The sequence below is a fragment of the Runella sp. CRIBMP genome (genome assembly GCF_009905605.1).
Taxonomy (GTDB): domain Bacteria; phylum Bacteroidota; class Bacteroidia; order Cytophagales; family Spirosomataceae; genus Runella.
On record NZ_JAAAKZ010000001.1, the window covers coordinates 667,358 to 684,355 of the forward strand.

9 protein-coding genes are annotated in these 16,998 nt (G+C 46.6%); all 9 read right to left on the reverse strand.

What is annotated here, in order from left to right; genetic code table 11:
- Nucleotides 1-30 precede the first annotated feature (30 nt).
- Nucleotides 31-447: a DUF1801 domain-containing protein gene (locus GVN20_RS02835; RefSeq protein WP_166556866.1), complete on the reverse strand. Its 417-nt coding sequence runs from the start codon at nt 445-447 to the stop codon at nt 31-33.
- Between the two features lie 262 nt (nt 448-709).
- On the reverse strand, nt 710-1,744 hold the full coding sequence (locus GVN20_RS02840; protein ID WP_229598949.1) for an RluA family pseudouridine synthase: 1,035 nt from the start codon (nt 1,742-1,744) through the stop codon (nt 710-712).
- The gene (locus GVN20_RS02845) at nt 1,728-5,261 is read right to left on the reverse strand and encodes a family 78 glycoside hydrolase catalytic domain (protein WP_166556867.1); all 3,534 of its coding nucleotides are present in this window, start codon (nt 5,259-5,261) and stop codon (nt 1,728-1,730) included. The genes GVN20_RS02840 and GVN20_RS02845 overlap by 17 nt, the downstream gene beginning before the upstream one ends.
- Before the next feature lie 17 nt (nt 5,262-5,278).
- Nucleotides 5,279-6,826, reverse strand: a complete 1,548-nt coding sequence (locus GVN20_RS02850) for a sulfatase (RefSeq protein WP_229598950.1) — start codon at nt 6,824-6,826, stop codon at nt 5,279-5,281.
- A gap of 113 nt (nt 6,827-6,939) precedes the next feature.
- Nucleotides 6,940-8,418 (reverse strand): RagB/SusD family nutrient uptake outer membrane protein, encoded by a 1,479-nt coding sequence (locus GVN20_RS02855; protein WP_166556869.1) that lies wholly within the window; start codon nt 8,416-8,418, stop codon nt 6,940-6,942.
- Between the two features lie 15 nt (nt 8,419-8,433).
- Nucleotides 8,434-11,901: a TonB-dependent receptor gene (locus GVN20_RS02860; RefSeq protein ID WP_166556870.1), complete on the reverse strand. Its 3,468-nt coding sequence runs from the start codon at nt 11,899-11,901 to the stop codon at nt 8,434-8,436.
- Nucleotides 11,902-12,062: 161 nt separating this feature from the next.
- Nucleotides 12,063-13,073 carry a FecR family protein gene (locus GVN20_RS02865; protein ID WP_166556871.1) on the reverse strand — a complete coding sequence of 337 codons (1,011 nt, stop codon included), beginning with the start codon at nt 13,071-13,073 and terminating at the stop codon, nt 12,063-12,065.
- Between the two features lie 32 nt (nt 13,074-13,105).
- On the reverse strand, nt 13,106-13,663 hold the full coding sequence (locus GVN20_RS02870; protein WP_166556872.1) for an RNA polymerase sigma factor: 558 nt from the start codon (nt 13,661-13,663) through the stop codon (nt 13,106-13,108).
- A 312-nt stretch (nt 13,664-13,975) separates the two neighbouring features.
- Complete coding sequence (locus GVN20_RS02875; RefSeq protein ID WP_166556873.1) at nt 13,976-16,819, reverse strand: alpha-L-rhamnosidase; 2,844 nt, start codon at nt 16,817-16,819, stop codon at nt 13,976-13,978.
- Nucleotides 16,820-16,998: the final 179 nt, after the last annotated feature.

Sequence of the window (16,998 nt, forward strand, 5' to 3'; positions counted from 1 at the left end):
GTTGATTTTACGATTTTGCGTCGAAACAGGCTATGCTAACGCTTTTGGGCCTATTTGAACCGACTTTTGAATGATTTCCTCCAGCACCAGAAGGTTGATGTCCGACAACTTGTTGATGTACAGACACGACACGCTGGTTTTGTGTTTGCCCAGCCGCTTGAGGTCCTCTTCTAGGTTGTTGATGCCGCAGGTCAGATAAAGCGTCAGGTTTTGTTTGCGGGGAGAAAAACCCACCAAAAACCAGTCGCCTTCGCGACCAGTGGCGTATTTGTAGTGAGTGCCGCCAAAACCGATGATGCTTTCGCCCCACATTCGGGGCTTGGTGCCAGTAGCGCGTTGCATCATTTCTGCTACGATGCGGCTGTCAGTACGTTGCTGCTCGCGGTCGATACCGTCAATAAACGCGTCTACGCTTTGGTCGGTAGGTTGGGTTTTGTTTTCAGCCATGGTTGAATGGAGGAAGTTAAGGACCTACAACAAAGTTAACAGGAATTGAACATCTACGAAAGGGCTGAAAAAAATCATCCCCGACACAAGATGCCGGGGATGGTGGCTGACGTTACAAGGTACTTTTACTTTTGCCTTCTTTTTTGGCTTTTTTATCAGCTTTTTTCTCTTTGGTTGTTTTTTCTGGCTCTTTTTTCTTTTCCTTGCCAGGTTTATCTTTTGCCATATCGGTAGTTGTTTAAGGGTGAGTAAATTACGTTAATTATCGGGGAAATAACTCCAAAAACTTTTTTGGAATGGTAGTTTCAAAACGAAGTTTTTCGTGAGTTATTGGATGAACAAAGGCTAAAACCCACGCGTGTAGGCCCAAGCGCGCGATAGGGTTCGTGACGGCCCCGTATTTTTTATCACCAACGATAGAATGCCCCAAGTCTTGTAAATGGACCCGAATCTGATTTTTGCGCCCTGTTTCGAGGTTTACTTTCAACAATGAGAAATCGGCATTTTGCTTCAACACTTCATAATGCGTGATGGCCAATTGCCCCTGAGCGGGGTTTTGACTCGAATACATAATGAGCGCTTTGCTCTCGTTCAGATACGACGTAACGGTGCCTGAAGGCTTTTCGAAAGGCTTTTCGGCCACGGCGATGTAGGTGCGCTCTTTGGTGGTAGGCTCCCAGCTTTCCTGCAACAATGCCTTTACCCTTTCGCTTTTGGCAAATACCATCACGCCCGATGTGTCGCGGTCGAGGCGGTGAACGATGAAGATTTTGTTGGCGGGATTCTGCTTCTTGACGTGTGCGCTCAGCGTGTTATAGGCTGTTTGGGATTCCTTATTGTTGGCAGATATAGAAAGGAGTCCTTCCTGTTTTTCAATGACAATCAAATGCGCATCTTCAAATAAAATCGTTAGGCCACGATACACGCTTTCTTTAGAGCCTTGGGTCCAGCGTACTTCAACGCGCTGATTGGGCTGCAACGAATAATTATACTTTGTTTGAACCCGGCCTTCGACCAAAATATGCCGGTCGCGCAGCAGCGTTTTGATGTTGTTGCGGTTTTTATGGGGAAGTTTTGCCAGCAAAAAAGCCATCAATTCGGCGGTTTCGGTGACGGTCAATAGGAGCGGCGGTTTCGAGGGTCTTTCTTTGGGCATGTTGGGATAACTTTGGCACTTCTCAACGCTTACAAATAGAATAGTTGAGAAAGTGACAAAGTTATCGGAATTTTTGAGAAAGACAGTTTGTCGAGTAACCCCTCGGTCTTTCAGCGGCGATTTCTCAAAACGTATTGACATTTAACACAACCGTATTGATGCCCGGCGAGAGTCGGAGGGTGCCGAAGGAAGTATCGGCTTTTGTTCCGTTGAGCAGAATCGTATCTTCTGGTGAGTATTTTAATGTCAACTCTGCCGATACATTGGCGGGTAGTTCAAACGTGTATTCCTGAAGAACCCTGCTTTTGCGCTGATACGATGCCTTGATGAGACCTTTCATGGTGGGTACGGTGATTTCGGAAGTAGAAAGCGTGCCTAATTGGGGCTTGATGTGCATGATGCTTCCGCCGGCCGTTTTGGGTTGTATGCCCCACATATTGCGGGCCACAATATTGGCAGGAGCCGCTCCCCAAGCGTGATTCCAGTCGAGGTTGGGCTTGTATTTGGTATCCCAGGCCTCTAGGGTCATGGTTGAGCCGATTTTTATCATGTTCCACCAGCTTCGGTCGTGGGTGGCGGTCATGAGTTGCAGGGCATAGTCGGCTTCGTTGGCGTTGTAAAGGGCTTCCAACAAATACTGCGAGCCGTACACGCTGCACGCCATGCCCCGGGATTTGATAAACTTAGCAACTGATTTCTTGTGGACGTCGGGCGTAATATCAAACGCCAACGCCATCATGTTGGCGTGCAGCGAGGAATGGTCGGTACCTTCGCCGTCGATGTACGCTCCCGTTTTTGGGTTAAATAATTTTTCATTGATGGCATTTTTGGCTTTTATGGCCATCGTCTGAAACTGCCTTTCATCTTCTGATTTGTGGAGAATGCGTGCAAATTCGGCCATTATTTCCATGTTTTTGTAAAAGAAACAGTTGACCATGGTGTTGATGGGCGTAAAAACATAGCCGTCGCGTTCGCCTTCGGCGGTGGCCAATTTCCAACCCGTATCCTTTTGGGCTGGTGGCCAATCTACGATGTCTTTTAGCTGAATTTTAGGGTCTTTAAAACCCAATTTTTGCATGAATTCAGGCGTATTTTTGGGCGACGACGAGCTGATCAACCCATCTTCACGGGCAAGTTCCATGAGGGTTTTGTACTTCAGGGGTTCGTAGTATTTGGCAATGAGCTCGGTATTGCCCGTATACATATAATCCTGGTAAAACATCAGCGCCACGTGGAGTTGCCATTCGGTAGGCCACGTGGGGTGCTCCATAAAATACTCGATGGTTTTGCGGGCAATGCCATATTCGCGGTCGGTGGCGTAGTGGCTCAGCTGATTGAGGTAGGCATCGGCTTCGTACGGAATGCGCTCCCGGTCGCCGTCGAGGTAAAACCCTGAAAATGAACTGGCTTTGATGGTATATTTACACAGCTCCCAGACCTGATTGAGGGTGGTGTCTGAGCTTTTAAAACGGCTTTGGTCTTCTTCAAAATAACTGAAATACGCCAATTGCGTTAAGTCATTGGCCGTCAGATTTTCGGTGACATTGTCTATTTCGCAGTACCGAAACGGCAATAAGACGGGAAACGAATCGGGCAATACCACCGCGCCGGCGCTCGATTTGGTGTTTCTTTCGTCGGGTTTGATGTTAAGCTGGTAGTTTTTTTTGCCTTTCGATACCTCCAATTTTACCTCTTGGTACCGAATACTGCCCATCGGTTTGCGGTTTATTTTCCCGTTTTCGAGCTGTTCGCCCAGCCGTACAATGAGAGTTTGGTTCTTTTTGGCGGTATAATTGAGTTGCAGATTGGCAAAGGCAGCTTTTCCAAAATCAATAAAGTAACTGCCCGGAGCGGTTTTAGTGAATTTCGCTGGCTTCTTTTTGTCTATCTGAAAAATATTGGTTGTTGAGATTGAATTGTCTGGTGGCCCCACCCGAAACGACTGCGCTTCAGAATAATCGCCCGTCCGATTGTCGGTATCCCAAATCCTCACTTTCCAAAAGTACTGCATGCCTGTTTGTAGGGGTTTGCCTTGGTAGGTCACATTGGAAGACTGGTTTCCGCGCACCTGTCCAGTGTTCCATACATCGCCGATGTTGTTGTCGATGTTGGCTTTGGAAGAAGCGACTAATAGTTGGTAAGACGACTGAAAAACGGCTTCTTTGGGTACCACCCAGCCAAATTCGGGGGTAGTATCTTTCAGCAAAACGGTGGCGGGCTGTCGGATAAACTCCACCATCAAGCCCGTCGGTTGGCAAGCATTGGCATCTCGGTGTTGCCGGATGAGTTGTTCTGTTTTTTGCCTCAGGTTGTTCAGCACCTCCCGGTATTTTTCGTCCCGGGCTAAGTTGGTGATTTCGTCGGGGTCGGCTTTGAGGTTGTAGAGTTCTTCGAGGGTTTTGTCGTTGACATACCGAAAATATTTCCACTCGTTGGTGCGTAAGCCTTCGCTGGGCGGAATATTTTCAAACTCCCAAAGGTGCTCAATCAGCACCGTGTCGCGTTGCATACTTCGGGCCGTTTGGGCAACCAAAGGAAACAAACTTTTTCCGTGATAATTCTTCGGTCGATTTACCCCTGCCATGTCCAAAATTGTGGCCGGAACATCAATGTTTAGGGCCATTTCGTCACTGTCTAGGTGCTTTTCCTGCCGTGGATCGTAAATAATCAGCGGAACTCGAATGGAATTGTCGTACATCAGCCACTTGTCGGCCAACTGCCTTTCGCCGAGCATGTAGCCGTTGTCGCCCATCAAAATGATGATGGTATTTTTATCGAGGTTTTTCTTTTTCAGTTCTTCCCGAATTTTGGCAATTTCTAAATCGATACCTGCAATCATTCGGTAATAGCCCTTGACCATGCGCTGGTATTTTTCGGGCGTATCAAACCGCCACGTCCAGCGCAGGCGACTGAAACCCGCTTTTACTTTCTCGGGTTGTGCGTTAAAGTATTTGTCTTCACCCAAAAGCGGCGGAGCAATGGTTTCATTTTCAAGCCAATGCGCTGTTTGTTCATCGTAAAAATACTGGTCAGGGGCTCCGTCGTGGGCATGGGGGGCCGAAAAACTCAGCGATAAACAAAAGGGCTTGTCGGCAGGGGCATTTTCAATGAAATCAATGGCTTTTTGGCCCGTATAGCGGGTTAGGTGAACGGTATCTTTGCCCAGGGTTTTGAAGAAATAGCCCCGTTTATCGGTGTATCGGTTGTTGCGGTCGTAGTCTTCATACACGTGGAATAATTGGTCTTTTTTGGCATAATTTACCCCAAATTTTCCATAAAAACCCGTGTAATAGCCTGTCTCTTTCAGTACTTTGGGGTAGGCATTTTCCATGTATTCCTGTTTGATATTGCCAGTCTGGAACGTGTAGCGGTGGGCACGTTCCTGCATAGCACTCAAAATACTGGCTCGGCTTGCGGCACAGATAGGGGTGGTTACCAGTGCTTTCTTAAAATAAACGCCCGTTTGCGCCAATTTATCCATTTCGGGGGTGTGCGCATACTTATTGCCCGTGTAGCCTAATGCACCGGCTCGGTGGTCATCGGTCAGGATAAAGATGATGTTGGGCTTGTTGGATTGTTTTTGTGCGGAAGCATCTTCCACACAAAAACAACAGCTTAGTAGAAAAATGAATCGGTAAAACCCGCTGTTTTGGGACATGACTAAATCGTTTTGGGTTACTCAATAATCGGTTTGCCTTCGTAATTTACTTTTCTGTAAGGCACCGTTTCTGTCTCATCCACTAAGTAATTCCATTGCTTTACATACTCCATTCCAGGCTTAAATTCGTCTTTTCGTTTGCGCAATTCCCCTTTTAAGTCAGCATCTAGTTTGTCTTGAATTTTTTTGTACTCGGCTTTCCCGACCAGATTATTGAGCTGAAGCGGGTCTTTCAGGTTGTCGAACAACAGCCACGGGCCGTTCAGGTCGCGGGTGTAGGTGTATTGGTGCGTGAAAAGACCTCGGTATTCTTTGCCGCCCATTTTCCGGGTCCATTGCCCAAAAGGCTGAGTGCAGGAAATCAGCGTATGTTTGACGTTGTCTTTTTTTGTTCCTTTCAAGACGCCCGAAAAATCAATGCCTTCGACCGACGCTGGAACGGGAATATTGCACAGGCCCAACAGCGTAGGCATGATGTCGGGGGAGTTTAGCAGCGCTTCTGAGGTTTTGCCCGTTTTACCAAACAATTTAGGGTAATGAAGTAAAAAAGGCACTTTGATGCTTTCGGCGTAGGGCTGCTGTTTGTTCCACGAGCCGTGTGCGCCCAATAAATCGCCGTGGTCAGACGAAAACACGATGATGGTGTTGTCTTCGATGCCCAAATCAATGAGCGTCTGCCACATTTTGCCGATGCAGTCATCAATCGCTGCAATGTGTGAATAATAGCCCCGGAGGTCGTTTTTGACCTTTTCGCGTTTCTCAACGGGCACATTTTCATTGATGATGATGTCTTTGTTTTCAAACATTTTACGGTATTTTTCGGGAGCCGTTTGATACGGGTCGTGTGGGCTACCGATGGAAATAAACACCATAAAAGGGTTGGTTTCTTTGGATTTGGCGGTCATGTAGTTGCAGACATCGTCGGTCTGCGCGATGACATCGTAGCCTTTCCATACCAATTTTTTATTGGAATCGCCGGCGTAGTAGGCCGAATTGTTATAGTCGTGGGTGCATTCCAAGGCTTTCCAATAGCCAAATCCCTGCTGACGCGTGGGTGGGATGTAGGTGTTTCGGCCGTGGCCGTCGATGTGCCACTTGCCCACAAACCCAGTGGTATAGCCGTGTTTTTTATAGACCTTTGCAATCGTCGTGGCGTTGGTGTCCAATAAAACATCATTCATAAAAACGCCGTTGGTGAGTGGGTACTGTCCGGTCATGAGCGAAGCGCGGTGCGGCGTACAGACTGGCGTGCCCGATACGGCATTTTTGACGTTTACGCTTTGGCGTGCCAATCGGTCGAGATTGGGCGCATACACGTTTTTGTCGCCGGCATAGCCTGTCGCCTGCGCCCGCCATTGATCCACCAGAATGTAGAGGATGTTGGGCTTTTTGACGGTGTTTTGGGCAGTGAGCGTTTGGCCCAAAAGCGTGAGAAGTAAAAGGGTAAGAAAAAATAGGGCACGCTGGCGGTTATCGTATCTTTTCTGGCCGGAGGCCTTGTAATACTCATCACTCGCTGGACGCGAGCGACCGCGAGCGACTGCGGAGTCAAGATTTTTTATCATAAAAAATGCCATAAGGAAAAACATAAACATTGATAACAGGTAACTGATTTTGCATTCGTCATCGCGGTGGTGGGCCGCTCGCTCAATTCGTAATCGCCTGGGCAACCCCGTCGTTAATATCCCGGATTCTGAGTTAACTTATTGATGGAGACTTCATTGACCGGAATGGGTGCAAGTAGTTTATTGGGGGTCAAAGTATAGCCTTCTGGATAAAGAAATGTCTTTTTGGCTTTTTCACGAATGCCGTGGGCGGTCATTACTTCAACGGCTTTTCCTGTACGCTTAAGATCGTACCAACGTTGGTTCTCAAAACAAAACTCTACCTGACGCTCTTTGGCGATGAGCGTTTTTAAGGCTTCTTTGCCCAATGCGCCCAACGGGGTGGTGAGACCTGCTCGGTTTCGTACCTGTTGTACGTAAGGAATGGCTTCACCCGTACGGCTAAGTTCATTAAGCGCTTCGGCGTACATTAGCAAGACGTCCGAGTAACGCAATACGGGCAGGTTGTCGCCACAACGGTCGTCAGGGGCAGAAATAGGGGCTTTGTACTTGGCACAATAGGCGATAGGACGTACTACATTATCCCAGTCCAATCCATTCCAAAAGCCAATCGAAACCGCTTTGCGGGTATCTCCTGCCTCAAAAGCGTTGATTAAATCGTCGGTAGGTTGATTCCAACCCGCGCCTACGATGTTGATATTTGGACGATTCGTAACAGCTCCTCCCGAAGTATGCGGGGCAAACAGAAAGATGAATCGGTTGGCGAGTTCAGCACTATTTTCTGAATACTGAACCGCAAAGATGGTTTCTTTGAAGTCCTTTTTGGATGGGTTGAAAAGGTCGGCGTAATTGGGTAAAAGGGCGTATTTACCCGAATTAATGACGGTTTTCAGGGTTTGTTCAGCTTCGGCATACTTGCCAAGGGTGAGATACACTTTGCCTAAAAGCGACAGGGCCGACATTTCATTGGCCCGGCCTACCTCTTCCACATCCTTGGCTTTGGCAAAACGCTCGGCGGCCTGTTTTAAATCGCTGATAATACTGTCATAGACCTGCGCTTCCGTTGAGCGCTTAATGTCCACGGCTTCTTGCGAAGTGGTAGGGGCTAAAACCAAAGGAACTCCGCCAAACTGCCGAACGAGGTTAAAATAATATAGCGACCGTAAAAAGAGGGCTTCGCCCCCACAACGTTCTTTGAAAGATAATTTCGACCAATTTACGCCTTCCCGGTCCAATTCACTCAGTAATTTATTACAACGCGTAATGCCGTTGTAAGAGAGATTCCAAAAGTTAGCAAAAGCAATATTGTCGCCCACCAAAATAAACTGATCAATGACTCCCCGCGAGGCTTCACCCGTGCGGACATTGTTTTGAAAACTTGCGTTATCAGAAATTAACTCGGCCAAAATCCAGTGGTTGTTTTTTTCATTATCACGCAAAGGAACGTAACAGCCGTTGGCCAAGAGAGTATATTCTACCTCTGTTTGGTAAAAATTCCCTTCGTTGAGGGTTGATTTAGGATAGAGTTCCAGAAACTTGTTGGTGCAGCCTGTCATCAGGGAGAGTGCTAGCACATATATGATTTTTTTCATGTTGAAAGTCGTTTTTTAGAAGGATAAATTCAGGCCCACTGAAGTAGTTCGCGCAAGTGGATAAGATGATATATCAAAGCCCGGTGAGAGTGTATTGTTAATGTCTCTTGACTGTGCTTCGGGATTAGCGCCTGTGTAGTTGGTAAACATGGCCAAGTTTTGTACCGTAAAATAAAAACGGCAACTGTTGACAAAACCCGTTTTTTTGACCAAGCTTTCGGGAAGTGAATACCCAAGGGAGAGATTGGAAACCCGAAGGAAAGAAGCATCTTCTACCCAGCGGCTGTTGACGCGGTGCCCCCAGCTTGGCGTTAATTTAGGCACGCCGTAAAGCATTCCGTCGCCGGGGTTCTCGGCACTTCTCCACCGGTTTACAAACTCTTTATTTACGTTGAAGAAACCCTGTAAATTGTCGGTTGACTGCCGCAATCCGTTCATTACTTGGCCTCCCTTTTGGCCGTTCATGATGACTCCCAAGGTAAATCTTTTGTAAGAGAAGTTATTAGAGAAACCAAAGATAAAGTCAGGATGAGGGTTGCCGAGCATGGTATAATCCAAAAAGTCGTTGATAACACCGTCGCCGTTGATATCCTTGTATTTAGAATTCCCCTCATAGACCTGTGCGGTTTTGACGATATTGGGATTTGCGATGTCTTCGGCGGTATAAACGCCGTCGGCAATAAACCCGAAGAATTGACCGATGGGCTTTCCTACCACCGTAATGTGGGTGGGATTGTTGTCGTTGTTTCCTGATAAAATCCGATCCCCGTTTTCATTTAGAGAAAGTACTTTGTTACGATTAAATGCGACATTCAAATTAAAGTCCCAATTAAACGGTCCCGCTAGGGGTGTTCCTCCGAGTGAAATTTCAACGCCTCGGTTTCGCACGTTTCCTTTGTTAACGATTTGTGAATTGAAACCCGTAATGGCGGGGATGACGTCGTTGAGGAGCATGTTTTTGCTCTTTTTATTGTAAAAATCTACAATTAAAGAAAGGCGGTTGTTGAAAAATTCGGCATCCACTCCTATGTCAATCTGTTGGGATTCTTCCCACGTCAAAAAAGGATTGGACAACCCCACGAAAGACGCCGAAACTTGGGTGTTTCCGAAGACATACGCGCCTGGGTTGATGGCGGCTAAGTGCGAATAATTCCCAATGTTGTTATTGCCGCTTCTGCCATAACTGGCCCTTACCTTGAGGTTGTTTAGTACTTTATTGTCTTTCAAAAAATCTTCTTCGGAAATACGCCAAGCGGCGGCGATAGAAGGGAAAGTAGCGTACCTGTTTTTTGCGCCAAAACGGGAAGAACCATCAGAACGGAAGGTGGCCGTCAGTAAATATTTATCGTCGAAAGAATAATTGAGTCGTCCGAGGTAGGAAATAATGCTCCACTCCTGTTGACTTTCTCCCCAAGTGCCGATGGCCTGTGCCGCGTTGATGGTCTGAATCAGGTCGTTAGGGTAGGGGCTGGCGTTGAGATTGATAGCATTGGAGCGATCTTTCTGTGTAGTATAACCCAACAGGGCGTTCAGCCGATGTTTCTGAATCGTTTTGTTATAAGTAAGCGTATTTTCGAGCAGCCAGTTGAAGCTGTCGCCCCTCGAATTGCTCGACCGTCCCGTTCCAGCTACGGGTGGGATATTGGACGCACCCACGGTACTTGGCGTGAACTGGTTGAATTTGGAAGTTGCCCAAATGGTATTGAGCGACGATTTTGCTCTTAAATCGGGCGTAATCTCCCATTCCAAATAGGCCGAACCAAGGTTCTGAAACTGTTGCTGTAATTGGGTAGTTTCTCGCAACACAAAAAGCGGATTGGCAAAGCTCCACGCCGAGTGGTATTTGCTCTGTGGCGAGCGAATATAGGGGATAAGCTGCCCGTTGGCATCGTAAGGGCTCATGACTGGGTTTGCCCAGTTGGCTACCCCAATCACGTCTTCACGATTTGAATTGGTGTTGGTCCGATTTTGGTTGATAAGCGTAGGTTGGAGCGATACTCCCACGGTAACCTGCTTGCTCAAATTGGACTCAATTCCAAGATTGGCACTGTACCGCTCTACGCCTGTGTAGCGCAAAACACCCTCTTGTTTATAATACCCCATACTGAAATTCATGCGAGAATCCTGTGTACCTTTTTGAATACTCACGGTATGGTCTTGAATGGGGGCCGCTTGCAGCAGTAAATCATACCAATCGGTGCCGTCACCTACCAGTGAACTTGGGTTTTGATATTCAACGGGGTAGTCATTGATGGTAGCGGCCCTATTTTCAGCGCGCCGAACGGCAATGTCAATTTTATTGCGTTGCAAATCAGCAAATTCCTGCTGATTCATCAAGTTAGGTCTGCCTTTTTGGGGAACTTGCTGTACCCCTCGCATGGAAGATACATTTACTTGAAGGCGATTGTATTGGCCTTTTTTGGTCGTAATCATAATCACCCCGTTGGCCCCGCGTGAGCCGTAAATGGCCGTAGAAGAAGCATCTTTCAAGATGGAGATTGACTCAATGTCATTGGGGTTAATCAGTAGGAGAGGATTAAAATTTTGATTCAATCCTGCCGCATAAGGCATTCCATCAACCACGTACAACGGTTCATTTCCCGCACCAAGTGAACCGCTACCACGGATTCTTACGGAAGTACCTCCACCAGGCGCGCCAGATAGTTGCTGTATTTGAACCCCTGCTACCTGTCCAATCATTTTTTGGTCAATGCTCGAAACGGGCAGGTCTTTAATGGTAGTTTGATTAATAGTTGCTACCGAGCCCGTCACATCTTTGGCGCGTTGAGTGCCATAGCCGACTACCACTACCTCGCCCAATGCCTTGGTGTCAGTTTTGAGGCTGATATTAATCTGGGTACGGCTTCCCACGACTATTTCCTGCGGCTCGTAGCCTACAAAACTGAATACCAATACGGCGTTATTGTCAGGTACGGCGAGCGAAAACTCTCCGTTGGCGTTGGTTGATGTTCCTTTTTGGGTTCCTTTTAACAAAATACTCACGCCCGGTAGCCCTTCGTTTTTTTCAGCGTCGGTTACTTTGCCTTTGATGACCTGTTCTTGAGGCTCAATTGCGTTTGGGATGGGGACCGATATTTCGTCGATGGAGGCTGATTTTTCGGGCAGTTTTTTGCGTAACAAAATGCGCGTTCCGACCACTTCGTACGAAATATTGAGGGGTGTAAGCAGCTCTCTCAATACTTCAGAAAGCTTATTGGTCATACTCAATGACACTTTTTGGTCGGATCGGATGGCATTGGGACTGTAGACAAACTTGATATTTGCCTGTTTTTCAATCGCATTAAAAACCCGCTTGATTTCGACCGCTTCGATTTTGAGCGAAACGGATGTGTTGAGCACTTCTTGGGCTTTTGTGTCGCGGGCACTGGCTAATCCGCAAAAAGCGACCAGTAGCAGAAATTGGGTAACCGTCATTCTCATCGCTTTGAGTAAGAACGCTTTGGTTCGTACATTTTTTTGCATAATTTTAACATGTTTTTGGTTTGAAAAGGGCAAAAACTCCCCCGCAAGGCCACGTTTCATGCACGCATGAATCATTGCCAACCGAACGCCAATTCGGCTGCGGGTCACTCCAAGCCGACAATGCTCGCAACATTGTTGGCTTTTTTTTACTCACTCCTAATTTACTTACACCCCTCCCCATTAATAAAAATGCTGGTGCCGCGTTGCTCATAAGAGGCATTGACCGATTTGCAAATCAAATCAAGCTGCGTACGGAGGGGCAGTTCGTTCAAATCGGCCGTAAACACGCACTGGCTCAGCATCTGGTTTTCCACGATAATCTGAAGTCCATAGGCATTTTCCAGTTTTTTAAGCACGTGGGGCAACGGGGTTTCGTCAAAAATAAAGGTGGTGGGATGCGTCGGAGGCTGAATCACAACGGGTTTTTCAACAATGCTCGGGGTTAGTTTTCGAGAAACTTTGTCAAAGATGATTTTCTGATTGGGTGTCAAAATGAGACCGTTACGTTGTTGGGTCGGTTTGGCAGAGTTTTCGTAGACCGATACGCGTCCCGTGGCCACCAATACTTCAATGGATTGGGCATCTTCGTACGATTTAACCGTAAAACTGGTGCCTAAAACCTCCGTCACTAGCTCGCCGGCATGAACGACAAATGGCTTGGTTGGGTCACGTTTAACGTTGAAAAAAGCTTCTCCTTTTAAAAATACACTCCGACTTTGCTTGCCAAAATGCTCTGGATAGGTCACGCTGCTGTTGGCTTTCAAAATCACCACACTACCGTCTTCCAATTGGATTTGGCGCGGGTTGGCAGCCGTATTTTTAACCTCAATACCGTGAGGAGTTTGGAGGGTGTGAGTGATAGGGTTTTTGTTAAATTTAGTTGGCTGATAAAGAAACCATGCCCCGCCCAAAACGAGGGCCACTGAAGCGGCCGCCGCCCATTGAAACCATTGTGCTTTGTAGAAAGGGCGTATTGCTGTTTCCTCAAAAACGGCTTCTGTGATGCGCTGCCAAAGGCGTTTTTTGACACTTATCTGTTCGGGTTCGCTCAGAATTAACGTATTGGTTTTGAGCGTATTTTCCTGCCATTCATGTACCAGCCTTTCTTCGTCGGGGCTGCACTCGCCCGCGAGGTATTTTTCCAGTAATTGATTAAATTCGTATTGGTTCATTGGTTAGTCGATTGTGAAGAAATGGGAGGATATTAATTGTCAGAATAATAGGCTTTTAACTGCTCTTTCAAGACTTTGAGCGATTTGGTGATGTGGTATTCCACGGCTTTTTCCGACAGATTTAATTGCTGAGCAATGGCTTTGACGGATTGATTCTCAAATCGGCTCATCTTGAATATCGCGACACTTTTTTCGGGTAATTTCTTCATTGCTTCTTCTACGGCTTTCGACAAATCGGCAAATTGAACGCTTTCATCGGTGACGTAGGATTGGCGTATTTCGTTGAAAATCAAATACTCCTGAAATTTTCGCTGCGTAATCTGAGACTTTACGTAGTTGGTAGCTAGATACTTGATCGATACCACCAAATAAGCACTCAAATGTCGGATGATGCTCTCTTGGCGCTTATGCCAAATCCGCTCAAACAGGTCTTGCACCAATTCTTCGGCTTCTTCACGGGTTCCCGTTTCGTGGTATGCAATGCCCAATAGCTTGTACCAATAGCGGTTATAGATTTCTTCAAAAGCAGATTGGTCGCCACTTTTTAGAAAATCTACCAATTGCTCATCTGTTAGGTTGCGGTGCTTCATCTCAAAATACGGTCGTACTTGTATAGTCAATTAGCTAACCAAAATCCCTAAATGATTTTAAAAATTCTTTAAATAATTTTATGTTTTTGTTGAAACCGGCGCTTTTTTAACCAAAAAAGCGCCTTCATTCAATCAAAGGCGCTTTAATGAAAAAGATAAATGTGCGTCAGGATTCTGAAGTGTGCATCAGGATTCTGAAGAGGCTGTCTCAAAAGCAAAATGAACGCTTTGAGAATTGCTTAAATGAAAACTTTATCCATCCCCTTACCGAATAAAAAGAGGCTGTCTCGAACTTTTGAGACAGCCTCTTGATTAAAATCCCGACAAAGCCGATTTTTTATAAGTGAGAACGTATTTTCCCGAGCCCACCGTAACTGTATTTAACTCCCGACGACCTACCAACTTGGACTTTACGGCCGTGGCGGCAAGGGCTTTGCCATTAAAAATAATGTTATTTGTTGGGGTTGGCGGTAGACAAATCGTAGCCGTGGTGTTGACGGGAACTTCGATGGTTAGGGTAATCATATCGCCCTTTTTTTGCCAAGCCGAAACGATGGTGCCGTTGATGGAACGGTGTGTAGCCCTTAATGAATTGATATTGGGGGCCATAACTTCGGGTTGAATAAGGAAGTTTTTGAAACCGGGCGAGGTCTCTTTGATGCCCGCCATGTTTTCAAACATCCATTCGCAAATCGACCCAAAGGCGTAGTGATTGAAGGAGTTCATGCCCGCAGGAAAACCGCCTTCACGCGTGAAACTGTTCCAGCGTTCCCAAATTGTATTGGCCCCGTTGGCAATCTCAAAACCCCACGACGGGTATTCTTTTTGGAACAATAATTTATAGGCTGTTTCACTGTTTCCGGTAGCCGAAAGTGCTGGCAGCATGGGCCGAACGCCCAAAAAGCCCGTTGTTAGTTTATTGCCATTATTGACTACCAATTCATTCAGCCATTTGGCGGCTTTTAGGGTATGCGTGCTGTCTAAAAGATTCATGAAAATGGCGTTGGCGTAGGCCGTTTGAGTGTGGCCTTCAAAGCCCATTTCTCCGTCAACGTAGCCTTTCCCATTGCCGTAGGCGGCGGCGTTGCAGATAAATTTGCCTTCGGCGTTGGTGTAATGTTTCAAAAAAGCCGCTTTGACTTTGGCGAATACTTCTTTAAAATGAGCGGCCTCTTTTTCATCGCCGATGGCGGAAGCCATTTCTTGCATCAAGCTGGCCGAATACGCATAATACATCGTGGCTAGCATATCGGGCGGTGTTTTTTTGCCCACGCTCAGCCAATCGCCAAAGCCGCCTTTGGGGTCAACTTCGGCAAACGCAGTTTCCTTAAACACGTATTCACTTTTGCTTTTTGTTTCCAAAAACTGCATGAATTTCTTCATTTCGGTCCAGTGTGCTTTGATGATTTTGGTATCTCCGTACGACCTGAAAATTTGATACGGATAAATGATACCCGCTTCCATCCATCCCGGTGAGTACGTGTCTGTGACGCGCACCGAAGGAGCTGGGGCGTAGACGGGATAGGCGCCGTTGGCGAGTTGAGCATCGTTCAAATCCACCACCCATTTGGTGCCAAAGGCCGCAATGTCGTTGTTGAGCGTGGCACTTTTGACGTAGGCTTGAGCGTCACCTGTCCAGCCCAAGCGCTCGTCGCGCTGCGGACAGTCGGTCGGAACTTCCAGATAATTAGACTGTTGTGTCCAGATGATGTTGTGATACAGTTGGTTGACAAAAGCGTTGTCGGTTTCAAACGTCCCCGCTTTGGGCGTGGCCGACGACAGTACAATCCCCAGAATGTCCTGCATTCCTGGCGCGTACTTCAAGCCTTCGATTTGCACGTACTGAAAACCGTGGTAGGTAAAGCGCGGTTCGTAGATTTCGCCGTTGGGGTCACCTTTGGCGATATACAGGTCGGTGCCCCGCGCTTTGCGCAGGTTTTCGGTCATGAGTTTACCATCAGGATAAAGCATTTCACCGAACCTAAAAAGGATAGAATCGCCTTTGGCGGCTTTGAATCGGATGCGAATCAGCCCCGCAAAGTTTTGCCCCATGTCAATCAAATAGGCATTTTTGCCCATTTGTTTACTATTTTTGGGCGTTAGTCTGGCCACTTCTTGTACGGGGTCGCCTGGGTAAACTTGGAGTTGGCGCTCGGTTTTATCCGAAATGGTAGTCACTTTTTTCCAATTCGCCTCATTATAATTGGGTTGATTCCAGCCCATTAGCTCTTTGGTTGCGTCGTAGACTTCTCCGTTCAGAATATCAGATTCTATAATGGGGCCGTAGTTGGCTTTCCACGTATTATCAGTCGCAATTATTTCTTTTTGACCGTTGGTGTATTCAATTTCCAACTGGGCTTTCAGGGCAGGCACATCGCCGTAAAAGTTTTTCACGACGGGATTTCTAACCAACAAAGCATAGCCCAAATACCCAGCATACCAACCGTAAGAAATGATAGAACCCAACGTGTTTTTGCCAGGTCGCAGTTCTTTACTTATGTCAAAGGTTTGATAATAAAGGCGTTTGTTGTAGTCGGTCCAGCCGGGAGTGAGATAATCTCTACCGATTTTCTTGCCATTGATTTGAAATTCATACAAACCTAGTGCTGTCACGTACAACCTTGCTTTTTTTACAATACCTTTTATTTCGACGTCTTTTCTTAGATAGGGGGCAGGTGGCAAATGGTACTCTTTACCTTTTCCTAAATGATTCAGATTGAGACCAATGAAGTCGGCTTTCCAGTCGTTTTTTTGCAATAAACCCATTTCCCAAGTAGCCGGAGCGCTCCATGGTCCTGGTTGGTTTTTCTTGTCCCAACTGCGAACTTTCCAAAAGCATATCTGCCGTGATTGAAGGGGTCTTCCTGCGTATTCGATTTGCGAAGTAGTGTTGCCCGTGACTTTTTTTGTGTCCCACAAATCTGCTTTTCCTTCCTCCAGTAGGGTAATGGAAGACGCCACCAGAATTTGATAGCCCGTTTGGTATTGACTATTGACCGCCGAGGTCAATTCCCAACTCAAACGCGGATGAGCCACGTCGGTGACGGGGTTTATTTTGTATTCAGAACGCAGGTAGGTAGCTTTTAAATCGCTTTGGGCGGATACGTAAAGAGAGAAAAAAACGAACAATAATTGGAGGTAAAGCTTCTGAATCATAGTAGTTTAAGGGGTATTAGGATGTGTAGTAGGGTGCAAATAACCGTGAAACCTCGGTAAAACTATCCTTTACCAACCTATCTTTTATCCAAAAAAATCATTTTTCATTCCTGTTAACAGCCTGGTTTTGTAGAAAATAAAAAAATCCCCAACAATACGCTGGGGATTGGATAAACAAA

Bases quoted from the DNA above. Each gene is read 5' to 3' on its own strand.
- GVN20_RS02835 (WP_166556866.1), bottom strand. From the start codon at position 447: ATGGCTGAAAACAAAACCCAACCTACCGACCAAAGCGTAGACGCGTTT.
- GVN20_RS02840 (WP_229598949.1), bottom strand. From the start codon at position 1,744: ATGTCAATACGTTTTGAGAAATCGCCGCTGAAAGACCGAGGGGTTACT.
- GVN20_RS02845 (WP_166556867.1), bottom strand. From the start codon at position 5,261: ATGTCCCAAAACAGCGGGTTTTACCGATTCATTTTTCTACTAAGCTGT.
- GVN20_RS02850 (WP_229598950.1), bottom strand. From the start codon at position 6,826: ATGATAAAAAATCTTGACTCCGCAGTCGCTCGCGGTCGCTCGCGTCCA.
- GVN20_RS02855 (WP_166556869.1), bottom strand. From the start codon at position 8,418: ATGAAAAAAATCATATATGTGCTAGCACTCTCCCTGATGACAGGCTGC.
- GVN20_RS02860 (WP_166556870.1), bottom strand. From the start codon at position 11,901: ATGCAAAAAAATGTACGAACCAAAGCGTTCTTACTCAAAGCGATGAGA.
- GVN20_RS02865 (WP_166556871.1), bottom strand. From the start codon at position 13,073: ATGAACCAATACGAATTTAATCAATTACTGGAAAAATACCTCGCGGGC.
- GVN20_RS02870 (WP_166556872.1), bottom strand. From the start codon at position 13,663: ATGAAGCACCGCAACCTAACAGATGAGCAATTGGTAGATTTTCTAAAA.
- GVN20_RS02875 (WP_166556873.1), bottom strand. From the start codon at position 16,819: ATGATTCAGAAGCTTTACCTCCAATTATTGTTCGTTTTTTTCTCTCTT.